Source organism: Chryseobacterium sp. FG46 (assembly GCF_057809135.1).
The window spans coordinates 1-17,852 of the sequence record NZ_JBMDJJ010000001.1 but is presented as its reverse complement, the minus strand read 5'-3'; the positions used below and the strand labels follow the sequence as shown (position 1 = coordinate 17,852).

Sequence of the window (17,852 nt, the reverse complement as noted above, 5' to 3'; positions counted from 1 at the left end):
TTTAGAAAATCAGAATATTCCTCAATCATTAACCAACCCAAAACTTTAAACCTTGAACTTTAAATCAAAATATTCAAACTCGCCGGCTGTACTTTAACATGAATTGGTGATTTGATCTTATTGAACTCACCATCAAGATGCCAGTTTTTGGTATTGACTTTAAAAGATATTTCAGAAACTGGAAGATAGGTAACATATTCATCATCTTTCAGTCTTTTGGTAAACATACGGAAAGCAAAAAGTGCAGAATAAGTTAACGGAAACTTTTTTACCAGAACCATATCGACCAAACCATCACTTTTACTGGCCTTCGGAGCAATATAGGCGTTGTTACCAAACTGGCGGGTATTGGCGATATTCATCATCAGATACCTTCCATTATACTGCTGATATTCATCATCAAAAAATTTCACCTTGATGGGTTTGTAATTGAAAAAGGTTTTCAGGGAAACTTTGATATAGTTTTTGAATCCACGGCTTGTTTTCTCAAACTCTTTAACCACTTTACCATCAAATCCCGTTCCCGATACATTAATGGAAAGCCTTTCGTTCACAGTAAATGTGTCAATCTTTCGGGAGTTTTTGGCTTTTATTTTTTCTAAAAGTTCATCCAGATTTTTACTGAATTGTGTTTCATTGGAAAATCCGTTTCCAGAACCTGCGGGAAAAATTGCCAGAATTTTATCTGTATAAATAAGATTTTTAGCCACCGTAGAAATAGTACCATCCCCTCCTATTGCCACAAAAATATCTACCTCTTCAAAATGAGACTTAATAAATTCCTCTGTTCCGGGAATAGATTCTGACACATAATACAATGGGTTATTAACCTTTGTTTTAAGTTCGTTTAAAAACGGCTGATAGTTTTTTTTGGCCGAAAAAGGATTGATAATAAAAGCAACGTTGTCCATTACCACAAAATTAAAAAATGCTTCCAAAACTGGAAGCATTAATTTATTTAATTTTCATTCTTTCTTTAAATTCTGTATTTAATGTACCTTTCAGGTCTTCCCATGAAACCGGAATTGTAATGTCTCCGGCGGCAAAAGCAGCAATTTCATAGGGGCTGTAGTGAAAATACAGGTTTTTATCATCAAAGTAAAAGTTATCAGATGCCGGAATTTTATCCACTAAAAGCATTTCAGAGTTCTTCACTTCTCCCTCTCCATCCATCGTACCGCTATTCATTTTATCAATATTTTTCATCAGAATGGCTTCAATTTTATTTTTAGGCATTGAAGTAATATCTTTCAATTCTAATTTTTTATTGTTTTTAAGGTCAAAAACCCTTTCGGAAAATCCGTAGTTATCATGTGCTCCTCCTTCATACCCGCTCCCCAAATACTGAATATGCATATAACCATTGGTATTAGAAACAAGATTCATATGTGAGCTTGAATACCAGTTTTGAGCATAAGTAACATCTGATGCCCAATCTTTATTATCATTTTTTACAGAATTGAAATAATTATTTTTTTCATTATCCAGATAAGCCTGAAGACCGGCTTTGGAAAAATCTTTAATCTTTTCATTCTGGAAATAGATGCTGTCTAACAGTTTTTTATCTTTTAAAGTAGGGAAAACAAGGAGTTTTGAAGTAAAGCTCACTTTTAAAGAGTCTGTAATTTTTGTAGAATCGTTGACTTTTACGGAGTCTACCACAAATTCTTCAGTGGCTTTGTTTTCTGTTTTTTCTGCTGATCCCGCTGTTTCATTTTTTTTACAGGCCGTAACTGCCAGGAAAGAAGATAATACTATAACAGCAATCGTATTTTTCATAATTCTATTTTTTTGGTATTAAATGCAAAAACCATTCAAAAGATGAATGGTTTTTGAAAAAGTTTTATTTTTTTTTAAAATCACGTTAAACATTACTTTTTTACAAGACTGATTACCTGATTTTCAAATTTCGAAGCAACACTCCAGATTTGCTTAAATGCAGGGTAATATTCTTTCGGATAATCTGAACTGCCAATTTTTGTAGTCGTAGTCACCTCCAGCATATTTCCTTTTTGTTCTACAGAATAGGTATATGCTATTTCTTTATCTTCAGTAACAATTCTTTTTTCTTTAGGCATTTCCTCTATCACGTATCCTTCAGGAATTTCAAGAGAGACTTTTTTTATCCTGGTTATAGGGGATCCGAAATCAATAGGATATTTTCTTACTTCAGTTTGATCAAATTCATTAGAATTTTTACTTAAAAACAACATCGGATTGATAATCATTTTCTTCCCAACTCTGTCAATAAGGTTAGATGAAGAGAATTTCATACTGCTTTCAAAATCTCCATTTTCCAGCACTTTTGAATTGATATCCGTGAAATCTATTGAGAAATTTTCCTTATACTGTTTTTTATATTTTTCTGCGTTATCATCGTAGTTATCTTTAGCATGCATTGCGTATGCGCCAGTATCTTTATCCGAATAGGTACCGGAAATACTTCCGTCATCATTGATCCTGGCATTCGCGGTAAGATAAGTATTACTGGATTTCAAATTGGACATTTGAATCTGCAGCGCTTTATCTTTCGTCACAAGAATTCCATATTGATTCCAGTTTTTAAGAGGTATTTCATCTAATGAAGACTGTTTAGAGGTAGCATCATAAATATGCAGCTGCTTATCTATATTAATTGCACACAAAACAAAGTTCATATTGGAAATATTAGGTGATACCAGATTGATCAATCCGTTCTCTACTGTAGAAATAACCAACGGATCTGCTTTAAGACCAGCTTCGCGAAGCATCATAACCAGAAAAAGATTGATTTCTGCAGCGTTCCCCGTTTTAGTTTCCAACAGCTTTTTAATTCCATCTTCGGTATAAATACCTTTATCTTTGTTCCAGGTAAAAGTCTTTTGAACATATGAAAAGATAGCATTTGCTTTTTCAAGGTCAGTTTTCATTTCCAAAACTCCTGCCGGCATATTTTCTTTTGCCAGTTTTGTTCTTTTTATTTCACCTCCAAAATCCTCACTATCGTACAATCTCTTTGCAATCTGATCCCATGAAGATGAATACAGTTTAAGCTCGCCGAAATTAGTAGAATTTAACTCAGCGCTGATTTTTGTTCTGAAATTTCTATCGTTTCTTACAAATTTTTCAGTTTTAAAACCATTCAGATTTTCATAAGCAAACCTAAAGGTTTTGTATTGAGCTCCGTACAGATATCTTTCTTCCATTTCTCTATACTTGGGGCTGATTCCTCCCGTATAGTTTACATTATAAGACATATTGATGGGCGTATCAAAAACATATTCCGTATTCAGTGAAGGAGTATCAGATTCTATCAATACTTCTGGAATCATAAATCGAAACGGAGATATTATTTCATATTGATATTCTATGACTGATCCGTTTTTCACGCTTGGAAAAGCAAATTTTGTTAAAGTAACATATTTATTCTCTTTACTTTTATATTGAGAACTTTTTTCCACTTTTACAGGAATCGTAGTTCCATTTTCAAGATTATAGGTAAAAGCTTTGAATTTCCCTAGTGATTCTCTGTTGGTTCCAACATTATAAATAGGAATTTCAAGATTCAACCAGTCTTCAGCTTTATCTTTATTATAAATCTTAACTCTGTAAAAATATCTTTTGTGCAGATTGCCTGTATTGGCATCCACCATAAAATAAGCAGATTTGTATAAAATTTCGGCCGGAGCATTTTCATCTAATAAAGATTTTGCTTTAGATAAATCTGCATCATTAAATTTAGGAGGATTCAGAAATTCATATTTCTTCTGAGCATTGATCAATATTGTATTAGCAGAGCAAAGAAGCAATACTATAATTTTTTTCATGGTTATATTTTTGTTATTAAAATTTTTGAGTTGTCCATATTCAGAATTTTCTTTCTGAAACTGATGTAATCATTGTACTTTTCTTTTGGATATAATCCCTTATTAATCTGCATCTTCCTGGTTACTTTTACCTGTCCCTCACTTGTAGCAAAACTTAGTTTATAAGATCCGAATTCAGAAGTGATGGTTGAGTTATCCGGAGTTTCATCCACTTTATAACCTAAAGGAAGGACAAACGCAATTTCGTATTCGTCCTCATAAGACATACCGACTTCAAAAGGAAGCTCGCGGCTTTCATCAGTTTTAAAGACAGCATCAGTAAAAATAGGCACAGATCTGAAAAGAAGGCTGTTTCCCGCTTTTTTGGAAAAATTATTGGTTTTAAAATCAATGTCATAGGTAATAACAGCATTATCTCTGTCATTATTAAAGTTTTTCATTTCAACTTTTTCAAAGTTTAAAACATCAAATATTCCTTTCAGTGCATCATTTTTTTCCTTAGGACTAAGATTGACAAATCTTAAATTATAATCATATTGGTTGCCTGTATAAGAAAAATTTCCTGTTCCAATTATGCTGTTATCTTCATTAAGGTTAACTCTCAATATTTGTTTTTCTTTGTTCTGTTCGGCTTTATAAACAGGGGTATTAATAAGCTCAATTCCTTTTGGAGTTACCGCAAGCACATTCCTGTCCGTAGTGCCGTAACTTAAATGATTAAAAGCAATTTGCTGAGAAGTATTTTCAAGCCAGATATTTCCCTTTTCCGTCGGAACCATCAGAATAATATGATTCCCGCCCATGGACGGAAATTCCGGATCAAAGGAAACCTGTGAACGACTGGAATTGATAATACAATAATGGGAAGGAATTCCTGCTTCGTTCAAAAGGATTTTCATATAGTTTGTGAGTCCTTTACAATCTCCGTATCCTTTTTTCTGAACTTCATCCGGCAACATGGGCTGCCAGCCTCCTATTCCTAATGAAACGGCTATATATCGGGTCTTGTTCTGCATGTACTGATAAATTTTCTTTACTTTATCTTCTACAGACCCTTGTAATTGTAAAGAAGCTACTTCAGCTTTAATGGCAGGAGTAGATGCTGAAACAGGTACCAAAAGATCATTGTAAATCCATGTCCCGAAATCTGTCCAGTTATTTAAAGTTCCCTGCTTTCCTGCCAGGCTGAATTTTGCTAAAGCAAAATTAACTGCAGGTAAAATTTTAACAGGCTGTGGAATCATAAAAGCATCATCTATAGCAGGTACATTTTTATACGAATAGGTTTTATCATTTGCACTACCGCTTTCTGTTACAGATGCATAATTATATTTTGAAGGATAAATCTTAGATCGAAGTTCGATTCCCGAAGTGTTAATGATTTTGAACTGTGCTTCTTCCAGAGATATCTTAGTAGAAGTAAACGGTACAAAATCCGGGATGAAAACAGTATCTTCATCTTCCGCTTCATACGAAAAATCAACAGTATAAGGGTATTGAACCGGCGTATATGAATAAACCAGTATCCTGTTATCAGAATAAAAAACACCCTGAGGATTGTTGGCTACATCTTTAAAATCAGATTTTGAAATACTTTTAATTTTTTTTCCGGCTTCATCATAAATCGTAACTTTTATGTTCGAAATACTTTTTGACTTATCATAAGAAATATAAGCTACTGCTTCACTATCACCATCTTTATTTAAAACTGTAGTTACCTTATTTTTCTGATATTTTATTTCATCAATTTTATGGATCTGGACTGTTGTAAAATCCTTTCGAATAACAACATCAGCATTTTTCTTTAAATTCTCCGGAATAGCAGAGGCAGGATAGCTCTGTGCGAAATATAATGAGGCAGTAGATAAAGCCCCAAAGACTAATATTTTCATCATAGTTATTAAGATTGTACAAAAATAATAAAATCCTAATAACTGTTAAAAAAATATAAAAGACTTCAACATATAAAGCCTCAACCTCATACTTAAAAAAGCATTATTATAAATATAACTATAATAAAATGAAAACGTTACATCTTTCCATTATTAAATTTTGAAAAGTTAAAAACAGGATATTTATACGCATTCTATATTGGGTGAAGGTTGTATCTATTCTGTCCTATGAAGGGATAAACTTCATCTTGTCTGCATTTCAAATTTAAAATAAATCACAATTCGTGCAATTTAAATAATGTAGAATTAATAATAAGAAGAAATACCATAAATTCTACAATTGAAAAATTATTTATAAAAAAGACTTCATTTCTGAAGTCTTTAAGCTTTTTGTGTTACTTTTTAATCATTTGGAACCAGTTTACTATCGTACTGATCGTTTCCAAGTCCTAATACAGGAATAAAAATAAATCCGAAAAGGAGAATCAGAATTGTGTATAGAGGAGTCTCTTTGGCAAAACCTTTGGCAAGCCTGTCATATACAACCCAGCATGCATAGATATTCACCAATGGAATAAAGAAAAGAATAATCCACCAAATTGGTTTTTTAACAATTTCCAGTAATACGATGGTATTATAAATAGGAATAAAGGCAGCCCAGGCATCTTGTCTTCCTGCTTTCTGGAAGATTTTGTACATGCAGTATCCATAGAATATATAGCAAAGTAAGCCGAAGAACATGGTTCCGATTCCTAATCCTGCAGCCACTGCTCCAGAAGCTGCATCCATCCCGTTGTAAGGATCTGTTTGTAAAAGAGTTAACATATTATTATTTTTTTGGTTTATCCAAATATAAAAAAAGCCTCTAAATAATTAGAAGCTTTTTTATTATATTTTTAAAAACGTTTATGCATCAATTTTTGCATATTTCGCATTTTTCTCGATGAACTCTCTTCTTGGCGGAACCTCATCTCCCATCAACATGGAGAAAATACTGTCTGCTTCCACTGCATTATCAATGGTTACCTGTTTCAGGATTCTATGCTCCGGATTAAGGGTAGTTTCCCAAAGCTGTTCAGGGTTCATTTCTCCAAGACCTTTGTAACGCTGTACTTCTACGCCTTTACCGTCCGGAGCCATTTCTAAAGTAAACTCTTCACGTTCTTTTTCATTATATGCATATACTTTTTTGTTTCCTTTCTTTAATAGGTATAAAGGAGGTTGGGCAATATAAATATATCCGTTCTCAATAAGTTCTTTCATATACCTGAAGAAGAAAGTAAGGATCAATGTAGAAATGTGAGATCCGTCAATATCGGCATCGGTCATGATAACGATCTTATGGTATCTTAGCTTAGCCATGTTCAATGCTTTACTATCTTCTTCTGTACCTACAGAAACTCCAAGAGCAGTGTAGATATTTCTGATTTCTTCATTGTCATAAACTTTATGAAGCATAGATTTTTCTACATTCAAAATTTTACCTCTCAATGGAAGGATAGCCTGGAAGTGTCTGTCTCTTCCCTGCTTAGCTGTTCCACCTGCGGAATCTCCCTCTACAAGGAAAATTTCAGATTCTGCCGGGTCTTTTGATGAACAGTCAGATAGTTTTCCAGGAAGACCAGAACCTCCCATCGGAGATTTTCTCTGAACCATCTCACGGGCTTTTTTAGCAGCCTGTCTTGCTTTTGCGGCCAAAACAACTTTCTGAACAATCAGCTTAGCTTCAGAAGGGTTTTCTTCAAGGAAATTGGTAAGCATTTCCCCAACAATTTTATCTACCGCTCCGGAAACTTCAGAGTTTCCTAGTTTTGTTTTAGTCTGTCCTTCAAACTGAGGTTCCATTACTTTTACAGAAATCACAGCTGTTAATCCTTCACGGAAATCATCTCCTGTAACTTCTACTTTCTCTTTCTGTGGAATCCCCAGATCATCAGCATATTTTTTAAGGGTTCTCGTCAAAGCACGTCTGAAACCTGCTAAGTGAGTTCCTCCCTCATGAGTGTTGATGTTGTTTACGTAAGAGTGAAGATTTTCGTTGAAAGAAGTATTGTAACGCATTGCTACTTCTACAGGAATATCATCTCTTTCTCCTTCCATGAAGATTACATGTTCCATGATAGACTCACGGTTTCCGTCAATGTAAGCAACGAATTCTTTTAATCCCCCTTCAGAATGAAAAACTTCTGAACGGAAAGATCCGTCTTCCAATTTTTCTCTTTCATCCGTTAATGTAATGGTAATTCCTTTATTAAGGTAAGAAAGCTCTCTTAAACGGCTTGCTAATGTATCGTAATTATAAATTAATTCTGTGAAGATGGAATCATCCGGCTGGAAAAACTGCTTGGTTCCTCTTTTTTCACTGTGACCAATCTCCTCAACACCTGTTTGAGCTTTTCCTCTTGAATAAATCTGCTGGTAAACGTTTCCGTCTCTGTAAACCGTAGTGATCATCTCGTTGGAAAGTGCATTCACACAAGAAACCCCAACTCCGTGCAGACCTCCTGAAACCTTATAAGAGTCTTTGTCAAACTTACCTCCGGCTCCAATTTTTGTCATTACAACTTCAAGGGCAGATTTCTGTTCTTTTTCGTGGAAATCAACCGGAATACCTCTACCGTTATCACTTACTTCAATTCCGTTTCCTTCCTTGATGCTAACGAAGATCGTGTCGCAGTATCCTGCCAATGCCTCGTCAATAGAGTTATCTACTACTTCATAAACCAAGTGGTGAAGTCCTCTGACTCCTACATCACCAATGTACATTGAAGGACGCATACGAACGTGCTCCATTCCTTCCAATGCCTGAATACTACTAGCTGTATATTGTTTTTGACTCATATTAAAAATTAAAAATCCTGCTATATGCAAAGACTTACAAATATCGTGATTTTTTTCGAGGTATGAAAGTTAAAAAGTGTCAAAAAAATGTAGAGTTTTCTTTAGAAAAACATAAGGATTGGTGAGCCGGTAAAAGAATCAAAATTAAAATGTATTGTTGAGATAGCAACTGTTGTAAATCATATTCAACATCAATAATTTATGCGTAAATTTATTTACTGAAAAGTTGATATTATGGATGATTTTATAGCAGCACGCGCTCAGATGGCACTTTCTCTGGGCTTTCATATCATATTCTCCTGTGTGGGTATGGTGATGCCTTTTCTGATGGCTTTTGCCCATTGGAAATATCTTAAAACCAATAATGAAGTATATAAAGGATTAACAAAAGCATGGAGCAAAGGGGTTGCCATCCTTTTTGCTACAGGAGCAGTTTCGGGAACGATGCTTTCCTTTGAACTGGGGCTTTTATGGCCTGGATTTATGAAACATGCCGGTCCTATTTTCGGAATGCCTTTCTCTCTGGAAGGAACAGCCTTTTTCATTGAAGCAATTGCTATCGGTTTCTTTTTATATGGCTGGGAAAGATTCAATAAATGGTTTCACTGGTTCTGCGGATTCCTTGTAGGAGTAAGCGGACTTGCTTCCGGAATTCTTGTGGTAGCAGCCAACTCGTGGATGAACTCTCCCACCGGTTTCGATTATATTAATGGACAGTATCTTAATATAGATCCTATCAAAGCGATGTTCAATGATGCGTGGTTTCCGCAGGCTCTTCACATGACGGTTGCGGCATTTTGTGCAACAGGATTTGCTGTAGCTGGAGTACATGCTTTTATGATTATGAGAAAAAGAAATGTTGAATTTCACACCAAAGCTTTTAGAATTGCCGTAGGTTTTGCTTTGATCGGTGCATTCGGAGCACCTTTAAGTGGCGATGTTGCTGCAAAATCGGTAGCAGAAAGACAACCTATCAAACTGGCGGCTATGGAAGCTCACTTTGAAACTGAAAAAGGGGCCTCATTTGTAATCGGGGGAATTCCTGATGAGGAAAAAGAAGAAGTGAAATATGCGGTAAAAATTCCAAAAGTGTTAAGTTTTCTGGTGAGCAATGATTTCAATGCTGAAGTAAAAGGTCTTAAAGATTTTCCGAGAGATGAATGGCCTCCGGTTGCAGTTGTTCATTATGCTTTTCAGATCATGATCTTCTTTGGAGTGGTGATGATTGGTATTGGCGCTATTTATTTGTATGCCTTCTTCTTCAAAAAAGAATGGCTGAGTAAAAACTGGTTATTAAAAACCTTTTTAATTGCAACACCTTTCGGATATATTGCTTTAGAAGCGGGATGGACAGTAACAGAAGTCGGAAGACAGCCTTGGATTATTTATGGAATCATGAGGACAGCAGACGCTGTAACTCCTATGCCGGGAATACAGTATTCATTCTATTTCTTTACTGTTATTTTCGTATCATTATCATTGATCCTTGTTTTCCTTTTAAAGAGACAGATTCAAATGGTACCGAAGCTTTACGATCCTACCGATGCTCAGTTTAACGATAAAAACAAAAAATCATGATTTACATTGTAATAGGTTTTCTCTGGCTATCCATCTGTCTTTATATTATTCTGGGCGGAGCTGATTTCGGAGCTGGAATTGTGGAGCTTTTCACCCATAAAAAAGCCCGCCATAAGACCCAGGAAATCATGTATGAATCTATTGCCCCTGTTTGGGAAGCCAATCATATGTGGCTTATCATTGCGATTGTAATTCTCTTCGTTGGTTTTCCTGAGATTTATACCACCATGTCTACCTACCTTCATATTCCTTTAGTACTGATGCTTTTGGGAATTATTGCAAGGGGAACAGCCTTTACCTTCAGACATTATGATGCTGTAAAGGATAACTGGCAGGTTTTATATACCCAGATTTTCTATTATGCGAGTCTTTTAACTCCTTTCTTTTTGGGATTAATTGCTGCTGCTACGGTTTCACATTCTATCAATCCTGATGCTGTAGGTTTTCTGGATTTGTATGTGTTCAGCTGGCTGAACTGGTTTGGAGTTTCCGTAGGTTTATTTACGGTAGCCCTTTGTGCTTATCTTGCTTCTATCTTTTCATTAAGAGAAACCCGTGATAAGGCCGATCTTTTGTTAATGATCAGAAAATCCAAGCAGACGATGATCTTTGTTGTGATAACCGGAATACTGGTATTCGTAACCGCTTATATTTCCGATATTCCACTTTTAATGTGGGTATTTTCAAAGCCTTTGGGTATTATGGCGATTGCTTTTGCCACCATTGCCTTGTTGCTTATTCTAAGAGCGATGAACCGTCAGAAACTGCTTCCGGTGCGTGCTTTGGCAGGATTCCAGATGGTGATGATTTTAGTAGCGGCAACGTATCAGCATAATCCGGATATTATTTTATTAGGAAACGGACAGCATCTTTCATTACTGGAACATATGGCTCCTGAGAAAACCATTGCGGCATTGGGATGGGCACTGATGCTGGGTTCATTATTTATTCTTCCGTTTTTATTTTATCTGATGGCTTCTTTCAGTAAGTTGAGAAAATAGTGAGTATGCAGGGTTATAAGCATAAGGCAGAACTTATTGAAGAGCTTAGGAAAAGATTCCGGCTTTACGATCAGGAATTTGATGATATTACAGAAAACGATAAAGATCTTGTTCAACCGGGAGTTGACAAAACGCCATCGCAAAATATCTCCTATCAGCTGGGCTGGACTCACCTACTCTTACAATGGGAATCTGACGAAAGCAAAGGATTAGAAGTAAAAACTCCCACTCCTGAATACAAATGGAATAATTTAAAAGGTCTCTACCAATCTTTTTATGATCAATATAGCTCTCATACCTTACAACAGCAAAGAGGACTTCTGCGAAATCAGGTTGATGAAATTATCAACTGGATAGAAAGCCTCAATGATGACACATTATTTACTCCCGGACAGAGAAAATGGGCAACTACACCCGCACTATGGCCGGTCTGGAAATGGATTCATATCAATACCATAGCTCCGTTTAAAAATTTCAGGGTACAGCTTCGGAAATGGAAAAAAGAAAAAGGTACAGAATAGTTCTGTACCTTTTTTATATAATTATTCCTTTATTAGCTTAGTTTGGTAATTTTTTTTATTTGTTTTAGTTTTTAAAAAGTAGATTCCTTTTTCAAGATTTGAAATATTACTTTTCTCAGAAGAAATCTTTTTTAATAATCTACCACTTGTATCAAAAAGCTCAGCATATTCTAATTTCTCATTAGGATTTAAAGTAATACTAAGAATATCTTTTACAGGATTTGGGTAAACCAGATAGTTATCACCTTTATTCTGTTCACTAGTTCCTAAAACACCTAATGTTCTAATATATTGAGTTGTTCCCAAAGAAATATTGTTCATATGTCCTATGTGCCATGTATTAAAGCACAAATAGGTACTATCGTTTAGGAGCTTCATACTAATAATCTCGGGACCCTGTCGGTAATAAAGGTTCTCACCATTGTTAAAGCTGAGATCTGCTGTTCCATTTGAAGTAAATCTTACTATAAAAGCAGTCTTATAGAAACCATCAACTCCAGCATCACTTCCTCCATATATATAAATGTTATTATTAGAATCAAATTCCATTCCCATAACAGTCCCTCCTTGATAAAATAACGGAGTGGACGGATAACTATAAGTTACTACACCTGCATTACCAAAAGATGTTACTAAAGTCCCATTGAACGAATATTTAGTAACCTTTATAGGATAATTAGTAGAATATGTAAAAATTTCTCCGGTATTTTTATTAACACTTATATCATCCCCCGTAAAATTAGCTATACCTCCAGTACCAAATGTTATGTCCTGTACACCTGTAGCAAGATTATATTTTTTATATTCTGTAACTGTAGACGAACTTTTTACAATGATATCTGAATTGGTACATTTATATGAATAAACAGGAATTTCCGGGAAACTAGTAACTATTTGACCCGCAAAAGTAATTTTCTTCAATACATTATTTACTTGCACCAATAAAGTAGAGTCATCATTTATAGAAACCTTCTGAACATGATAATATAAATCCAAATAACCCCCAATCCCAAATGAAGAATCCAAATTTCCATTAGTATCATATTTAGCAATTCTATCACCATTAACTAAAAAAATTGCCTGATCATTTGCTTGTATATATGGAGATCCACCAGATAACACAGAATCAAGCGTTCCATTATTGCCAAAACTCGTATCAAGAAAGCCAGTAGGTAAATACTTTCTTAAATAAATATATGTACTTACTGTATTATATCCATAGAAATATGCATATCCTTGTGGAGTTGCCGAGCTACTTACACGCCTAAACTGAAGACTTTCACCTAAACCAGCTTGATAAGAAGGATCTATGCCTACGGTATATTGTGAATGAACATTAATGAACAATAGTATAAAAAATGTAATTATTATTTTCATGATATTAATTTTAACAAATGTAAAAAAAATTAATACCAAAATGATGATAAATTGACACCTAAATCAAAAAAATAGGCTGTCTATTTTTAGACAGCCTCCCAATATTTTTAATTTTGGTAATCTTAAGCCAATTTCATCAAAAGATTTTCGTCAATTTTCTCTACTTTCACAATATTATTCTTTGTTAAAGTTTTGGAAGCTTTATCCCATTTTTTACCGGATAACTGGCTTCTTTCTTTTACTTCCGCTAAAGACATTGCTTCTTCCTGAGAATTAAGGATTTCAAGGATTACTTTTTCATCCTCCCCTAATTCAATTTGTGGAACTGCTTTTTCAGGTCTCATCTGAGGGAAGAATAACACTTCCTGGATAGACGCATTGTTCGTTAAGAACATGATTAATCTGTCCATACCGATTCCTAATCCTGAAGTTGGAGGCATACCATATTCCAGCGCTCTTAAGAAGTCCTGATCGATGAACATGGCTTCATCATCTCCTCTTTCGGATAAAGCCATCTGTGCTTCAAAACGTTCTCTCTGATCAATAGGATCATTAAGCTCCGAATAGGCATTCGCGATTTCTTTACCGCATACCATTAATTCAAAACGTTCTGTTAAGCCTTCTTTACTTCTGTGTTTCTTTGTTAATGGAGACATTTCGATCGGATAATCTGTAATGAAAGTCGGCTGAATGAAGTTTCCTTCACATTTCTCACCGAAGATCTCATCAATTAATTTTCCTTTACCCATCGTCTCATTCACTTCAATACCGATAGACTTGGCAAAATCGTATAATTCCTTCTCAGTTTTTCCAGTAATATCGAATCCTGTAAATTTAAGGATCGCTTCTGTCATGGAAACTCTTGGATAAGGAGCTTTGAAGTCTACATTGTGTTCTCCAAACGTCGCCGTTGTAGTTCCGTTTACCTGGATAGCACAGAATTCCAGTAATTTTTCCGTGAAATCCATCATCCAGTTGTAATCTTTGTAGGCTACATAGATTTCCATGGCGGTAAACTCAGGGTTGTGTGTTCTGTCCATCCCTTCATTTCTGAAGTTTTTAGAGAACTCATATACACCATCAAAACCACCTACGATCAGTCTTTTCAGATACAATTCATTGGCAATTCTTAAATATAATGGAATATCCAATGCATTGTGGTGCGTGATAAACGGTTTTGCTGCTGCTCCACCAGGAATTGACTGTAAAATAGGTGTTTCCACTTCAAAATATCCAGCGTCATTAAAGAATGTTCTCATGGCATTGAACAGTTTTGTTCTCTTCACGAAAATTTCTTTTACCTGTGGATTTACCGTTAAATCTACATAACGCTGTCTGTATCTTAATTCAGGATCTGTAAAACCATCGTGTACTACTCCGTTCTCATCAGTTTTAGCCTGAGGCAGCGGACGTAAAGCCTTTGTAAGAAGGGTAAAGTTTTTTACTAAAACGGTCTTCTCTCCTACCTGAGTGGTAAACAATTCTCCCTCGATACCGATAATATCACCAATATCCAATAGGTGTTTGTATACTTCATTATATAGTTCTTTATCTTCACCCGGACAGATCTCGTCTCTGTTGAAGTAAACCTGGATTTTTCCTTTAGAATCCTGCAATTCTGCGAAAGAAGCCTTCCCCTGAATTCTGCGGGACATTAATCTACCAGCAACCTTTACCTGTTTACTTTCAGAAAAGTCCTGTTTTATAGATTCTGTAGTATCTGTGATTGTATACTCATCCGCAGGGAACGCATTAATCCCCATTTCAGTAAGCTTATTCAGCTTTTCTCTTCTAATGATTTCTTGTTCTGATAATTGCATTTCTTATTTTTCTAAAAGCGTACAAATTTAGGCATTTTTGACCTGACCATCAATGCCTTTTTTCAGAAATTTTAAAAAGTGAACAGGGAATCGATTTGAGATAAGGGCTATAAAGTATTGAAATCAACAATTGAGGTATTTAAACGCTGGGGGTCGCAAAGATTATTATTATAATGGTAAAAAAACGGTCGCAAAGCAGTTTCATTTAGCAAGGCACCCTATTATTAGTTAATTTAGTTTCATAATTTGAGCTATCATGCTAGAAACTTTAAACTTTGAACTTTAAACAAACCAGGGTTTTCTGTCCTTTTGAGGAATAAACGTCCAGGCTAGCATTCTGCTTACCTTTTGTCCCTGAGCCATATCAATCGTTTTGACTTCTACAGCTTTGACTTTTTTCAAAAGGTTAGTAAGCTTATTGAGATTGTCTTTTTTAGAAACCAGACACGTGAACCAAAGAACCTGCGATGAAAATAATGAACTTTCATTGATCATTTTGGTGATAAAAGCCAGTTCACCGCCCTCACACCATAATTCCGACTGCTGACCGCCAAAATTCAGTAAAGGCTGTTTGGATTTTGAGATTTTAAGGTTCTTTGTTTTTCGGATATTTCCTTTTACAAAGGACTCTTCAGAATCATGAAAAGGAGGATTGCACATTGTAAAAATGAATCTGTCTTCAGGTTTGATGATATTGACAAAGATATGATCTGCATCAGGCTGGCTTTTCAGTTGAATAACGGAAGACAGATCCGGATTTTGATCTAAAATATTCTGAGCATTTTTCAAAGAATCCTGATTGATATCTGTTCCCGTCATCATCCATTCATAAGATCTGTGGCTGATTAAAGGGTACACAAGATTGGCTCCTGTTCCTATGTCAAGTCCTTTTACAGAGTTTCCTGCCGGAATTGTATCAAGCTGTTCTCCTAAAAGATCCGCAATATAATGTACATAATCTGCTCTTCCAGGGATCGGTGGACAAAGATTAGTGTCGGGAATATCCCAGCCTTTAATATTATAGAAATGTAAGAGTAAGGCTTTATTGAGCAGTTTGACTGCTTTTGGAATGCTGAAATTAATGGTTACCGTCTGATAAGCATTTGTAAAAACATAGTGTTTCAGTTCCGGCACACAAGAAATAAGCTGATCAAAATCATAAGGATTACGATGCAGATTTCTTGTGTGCAGACTGGATTTTTCAGCGGACATATTTTATTTCTTCTGACTTAAAATATATTCCACCATTTTTTTGGCATCTTCTTTAGATACCTGTGGATGGGCAGCCATAGGCACACTTCCCCATACTCCACTTCCGCCTTCTATAATTTTGGAAGCCAGCAGCTCCGTATCCTTTTCAGAGTACTTTCCTGCAATTTCCTTATAAGAAGGTCCTATCATTCTCTCATTAACAGAATGGCATCCTGAGCAATCCAATGTTTCCATGATCTGCTCACCTGAAAGATTAGATTGAGCAGGTTCTGAAACAGCAACTGCTTCAGAAGAAGACGCCAATTCTGCTGTATTTTCTTTTTTAGAACAGGAAATGATCATAAGACCCAAAGTTCCTGCTAAAAGTATTTTTTTCATTATTTCTTTGCTGTAGAATCTGTTTTAGCAGCTTCTGGTGCTGGAGCAGCCGGAGTTGCAGCAGCTGGAGCAGCAGTTTTAGCAGTAGAATCCACAACAGTAGTTGCTGCTGGCTCTTCAAGCATTGTGTTGCTGTCCTGTAAAGAGTGATCTACTTTTTTTGAACAGCTTGCTAATAATAAACCTCCGATAAATGCGATTGCTAATACTTTTTTCATTTTTTTCTAATTTGGAAGCAAAAATATAAAAAATAAACTTTTAAACTTATGACAAATGTTTTCTTTGAGAAATATTTTTTACAGACTGAGTTTTAATCCAATCAATAAAAAAAAATAATTCAAACATTAGAGAAATTAAATAAGCTTAGTTATTTTTGTATAACGGATTATCCAAACCAAAATATAAATATGAAGCTTATGACTAAAAAAAATTTGTTTGCTGCAACTTTCTTTGTTGTTTCCTCTTGCCTCTTTATTTCATGTGACAATTCCTCCAACGAACCACAGTCAGAATATTCTGATAAAATAGAATCGGTGACACTTTTAAAAACAACCCAATCATGGGATGGAACCGTATATCCTGCCTATCCTACTACACAGCCGGAAATTTCGGTTCTTAAAATTGCCGTACCTCCCAACAAAGCTTTAGACTGGCATAAGCATCCTGTTATTAACGCTGCTTATGTAGAAAAAGGAGAAATTCAGGTGGAGAGAAAAGAAGACGGCAAAACACAATGGATTCGTAAAGGTGAGGTGCTGCCCGAGATGGTGAATGTGGGCCACAGAGGAAAAACGGGAGATAAAGGAGTGACTTTAATTGTTTTCTACAGCGGAACTCCTGCTACACCTTTGTCTGAACCAGCACAATAAATAGTTTAAACGCCGGGCTCGCAAAGGATTAATGATACTACTCTATTTTTCTTTCGCAAGGCCACTTCGTTCAGCGAATGACAGCGTATTTTGCTGAGTGAAACGCCCTTGCGATCGTTTTAAATTTTTGTAGTCATTATATCTTTGCGAACCCAGCGTTTAATATTCACAAATCAATCTATCTTAATGATTATTGCGTAATAAAGACTTCGGATAGTTTTAAACGCTGGGGTCGCAAAGTAATTATGATAAAAATCTATTTTTTTGTTCGCAAAGCCACTTCGTTTAGCGAATGATAGTACTTTATATACTCACTGTTTCATTTATACATGGATAAATTAGTTCACTAATAATATAATCTCGCTGAGTGAAACGCCCTTGCGATCGTTTTAAATTTTCGTAGTCATTATATCTTTGCGAACCCAGCGTTTAATATTCACAAATCAATCTATCTTAATGATTATTGCGTAATAAAGACTTCGGATAGTTTTAAACGTTAGGTTCGCAAAGTAATTATGATAAAAATCTATTTTTTTGTTCGCAAAGCCACTTCGTTT

The 17,852-nt window shown here is 35.3% G+C and carries 15 protein-coding genes; 4 read left to right on the top strand and 11 right to left on the bottom strand.

Features of this window, described 5'->3' with window-relative positions; translation table 11 throughout:
• Positions 1-59 precede the first annotated feature (59 nt).
• From ACODR7_RS00075 to gyrB, 6 genes are all read right to left on the bottom strand, one after another.
• On the bottom strand, positions 60-911 hold the full coding sequence (locus ACODR7_RS00075) for a diacylglycerol/lipid kinase family protein (RefSeq protein WP_488836727.1): 852 nt from the start codon (positions 909-911) through the stop codon (positions 60-62).
• A gap of 43 nt (positions 912-954) precedes the next feature.
• The gene (locus tag ACODR7_RS00070) at positions 955-1,779 is read right to left on the bottom strand and encodes an RsiV family protein (protein WP_488836260.1); all 825 of its coding nucleotides are present in this window, start codon (positions 1,777-1,779) and stop codon (positions 955-957) included.
• A 92-nt stretch (positions 1,780-1,871) separates the two neighbouring features.
• Positions 1,872-3,806, bottom strand: a complete 1,935-nt coding sequence (locus tag ACODR7_RS00065) for a transglutaminase family protein (RefSeq protein WP_488836258.1) — start codon at positions 3,804-3,806, stop codon at positions 1,872-1,874.
• Positions 3,807-3,808: 2 nt separating this feature from the next.
• A complete protein-coding gene (locus ACODR7_RS00060) occupies positions 3,809-5,701 on the bottom strand; it encodes a DUF3858 domain-containing protein (RefSeq protein ID WP_488836256.1) in 1,893 nt (630 codons plus the stop codon).
• Between the two features lie 399 nt (positions 5,702-6,100).
• Positions 6,101-6,523 carry a DUF5684 domain-containing protein gene (locus tag ACODR7_RS00055; RefSeq protein ID WP_488836254.1) on the bottom strand — a complete coding sequence of 141 codons (423 nt, stop codon included), beginning with the start codon at positions 6,521-6,523 and terminating at the stop codon, positions 6,101-6,103.
• An 81-nt stretch (positions 6,524-6,604) separates the two neighbouring features.
• Positions 6,605-8,539: a DNA topoisomerase (ATP-hydrolyzing) subunit B gene (gene gyrB, locus ACODR7_RS00050; protein ID WP_047432174.1), complete on the bottom strand. Its 1,935-nt coding sequence runs from the start codon at positions 8,537-8,539 to the stop codon at positions 6,605-6,607.
• Between the two features lie 234 nt (positions 8,540-8,773).
• Between gyrB and ACODR7_RS00045 the strand changes: the two genes are divergently transcribed.
• Genes ACODR7_RS00045 through ACODR7_RS00035 form a run of 3 tightly spaced genes read left to right on the top strand, consistent with a single transcriptional unit; the run spans position 8,774 to position 11,639 of the window.
• Positions 8,774-10,117, top strand: a complete 1,344-nt coding sequence (locus ACODR7_RS00045; protein WP_488836252.1) for a cytochrome ubiquinol oxidase subunit I — start codon at positions 8,774-8,776, stop codon at positions 10,115-10,117.
• A complete protein-coding gene (locus ACODR7_RS00040; RefSeq protein WP_488836250.1) occupies positions 10,114-11,118 on the top strand; it encodes a cytochrome d ubiquinol oxidase subunit II in 1,005 nt (334 codons plus the stop codon). The genes ACODR7_RS00045 and ACODR7_RS00040 overlap by 4 nt, the downstream gene beginning before the upstream one ends.
• 5 nt (positions 11,119-11,123) lie before the next feature.
• Positions 11,124-11,639, top strand: a complete 516-nt coding sequence (locus tag ACODR7_RS00035) for a ClbS/DfsB family four-helix bundle protein (protein ID WP_488836249.1) — start codon at positions 11,124-11,126, stop codon at positions 11,637-11,639.
• 21 nt (positions 11,640-11,660) lie between these two features.
• Here the strand turns inward: ACODR7_RS00035 and ACODR7_RS00030 are convergent, their stop codons facing one another.
• The 5 genes from ACODR7_RS00030 to ACODR7_RS00010 form a co-directional block, all read right to left on the bottom strand.
• A complete protein-coding gene (locus ACODR7_RS00030) occupies positions 11,661-13,016 on the bottom strand; it encodes a T9SS type A sorting domain-containing protein (protein ID WP_488836247.1) in 1,356 nt (451 codons plus the stop codon).
• Between the two features lie 122 nt (positions 13,017-13,138).
• On the bottom strand, positions 13,139-14,836 hold the full coding sequence (gene lysS, locus ACODR7_RS00025; protein WP_488836245.1) for a lysine--tRNA ligase: 1,698 nt from the start codon (positions 14,834-14,836) through the stop codon (positions 13,139-13,141).
• Between the two features lie 282 nt (positions 14,837-15,118).
• On the bottom strand, positions 15,119-16,048 hold the full coding sequence (gene rlmF, locus ACODR7_RS00020; protein WP_488836244.1) for a 23S rRNA (adenine(1618)-N(6))-methyltransferase RlmF: 930 nt from the start codon (positions 16,046-16,048) through the stop codon (positions 15,119-15,121).
• Positions 16,049-16,051: 3 nt separating this feature from the next.
• A complete protein-coding gene (locus tag ACODR7_RS00015; RefSeq protein ID WP_488836242.1) occupies positions 16,052-16,426 on the bottom strand; it encodes a c-type cytochrome in 375 nt (124 codons plus the stop codon).
• Positions 16,426-16,644: a hypothetical protein gene (locus ACODR7_RS00010; RefSeq protein ID WP_431608951.1), complete on the bottom strand. Its 219-nt coding sequence runs from the start codon at positions 16,642-16,644 to the stop codon at positions 16,426-16,428. The genes ACODR7_RS00015 and ACODR7_RS00010 overlap by 1 nt, the downstream gene beginning before the upstream one ends.
• Before the next feature lie 198 nt (positions 16,645-16,842).
• Between ACODR7_RS00010 and ACODR7_RS00005 the strand changes: the two genes are divergently transcribed.
• Positions 16,843-17,295, top strand: coding sequence for a cupin domain-containing protein (locus tag ACODR7_RS00005; RefSeq protein WP_488836240.1), 453 nt, complete (start codon positions 16,843-16,845; stop codon positions 17,293-17,295).
• The last annotated feature ends 557 nt before the right edge of the window (positions 17,296-17,852 follow it).

Coding starts and splice junctions, on each gene's coding strand:
- ACODR7_RS00075 (WP_488836727.1), bottom strand. CDS start 911: ATGGACAACGTTGCTTTTATTATCAATCCTTTTTCGGCCAAAAAAAAC.
- ACODR7_RS00070 (WP_488836260.1), bottom strand. CDS start 1,779: ATGAAAAATACGATTGCTGTTATAGTATTATCTTCTTTCCTGGCAGTT.
- ACODR7_RS00065 (WP_488836258.1), bottom strand. CDS start 3,806: ATGAAAAAAATTATAGTATTGCTTCTTTGCTCTGCTAATACAATATTG.
- ACODR7_RS00060 (WP_488836256.1), bottom strand. CDS start 5,701: ATGATGAAAATATTAGTCTTTGGGGCTTTATCTACTGCCTCATTATAT.
- ACODR7_RS00055 (WP_488836254.1), bottom strand. CDS start 6,523: ATGTTAACTCTTTTACAAACAGATCCTTACAACGGGATGGATGCAGCT.
- gyrB (WP_047432174.1), bottom strand. CDS start 8,539: ATGAGTCAAAAACAATATACAGCTAGTAGTATTCAGGCATTGGAAGGA.
- ACODR7_RS00045 (WP_488836252.1), top strand. CDS start 8,774: ATGGATGATTTTATAGCAGCACGCGCTCAGATGGCACTTTCTCTGGGC.
- ACODR7_RS00040 (WP_488836250.1), top strand. CDS start 10,114: ATGATTTACATTGTAATAGGTTTTCTCTGGCTATCCATCTGTCTTTAT.
- ACODR7_RS00035 (WP_488836249.1), top strand. CDS start 11,124: ATGCAGGGTTATAAGCATAAGGCAGAACTTATTGAAGAGCTTAGGAAA.
- ACODR7_RS00030 (WP_488836247.1), bottom strand. CDS start 13,016: ATGAAAATAATAATTACATTTTTTATACTATTGTTCATTAATGTTCAT.
- lysS (WP_488836245.1), bottom strand. CDS start 14,836: ATGCAATTATCAGAACAAGAAATCATTAGAAGAGAAAAGCTGAATAAG.
- rlmF (WP_488836244.1), bottom strand. CDS start 16,048: ATGTCCGCTGAAAAATCCAGTCTGCACACAAGAAATCTGCATCGTAAT.
- ACODR7_RS00015 (WP_488836242.1), bottom strand. CDS start 16,426: ATGAAAAAAATACTTTTAGCAGGAACTTTGGGTCTTATGATCATTTCC.
- ACODR7_RS00010 (WP_431608951.1), bottom strand. CDS start 16,644: ATGAAAAAAGTATTAGCAATCGCATTTATCGGAGGTTTATTATTAGCA.
- ACODR7_RS00005 (WP_488836240.1), top strand. CDS start 16,843: ATGACTAAAAAAAATTTGTTTGCTGCAACTTTCTTTGTTGTTTCCTCT.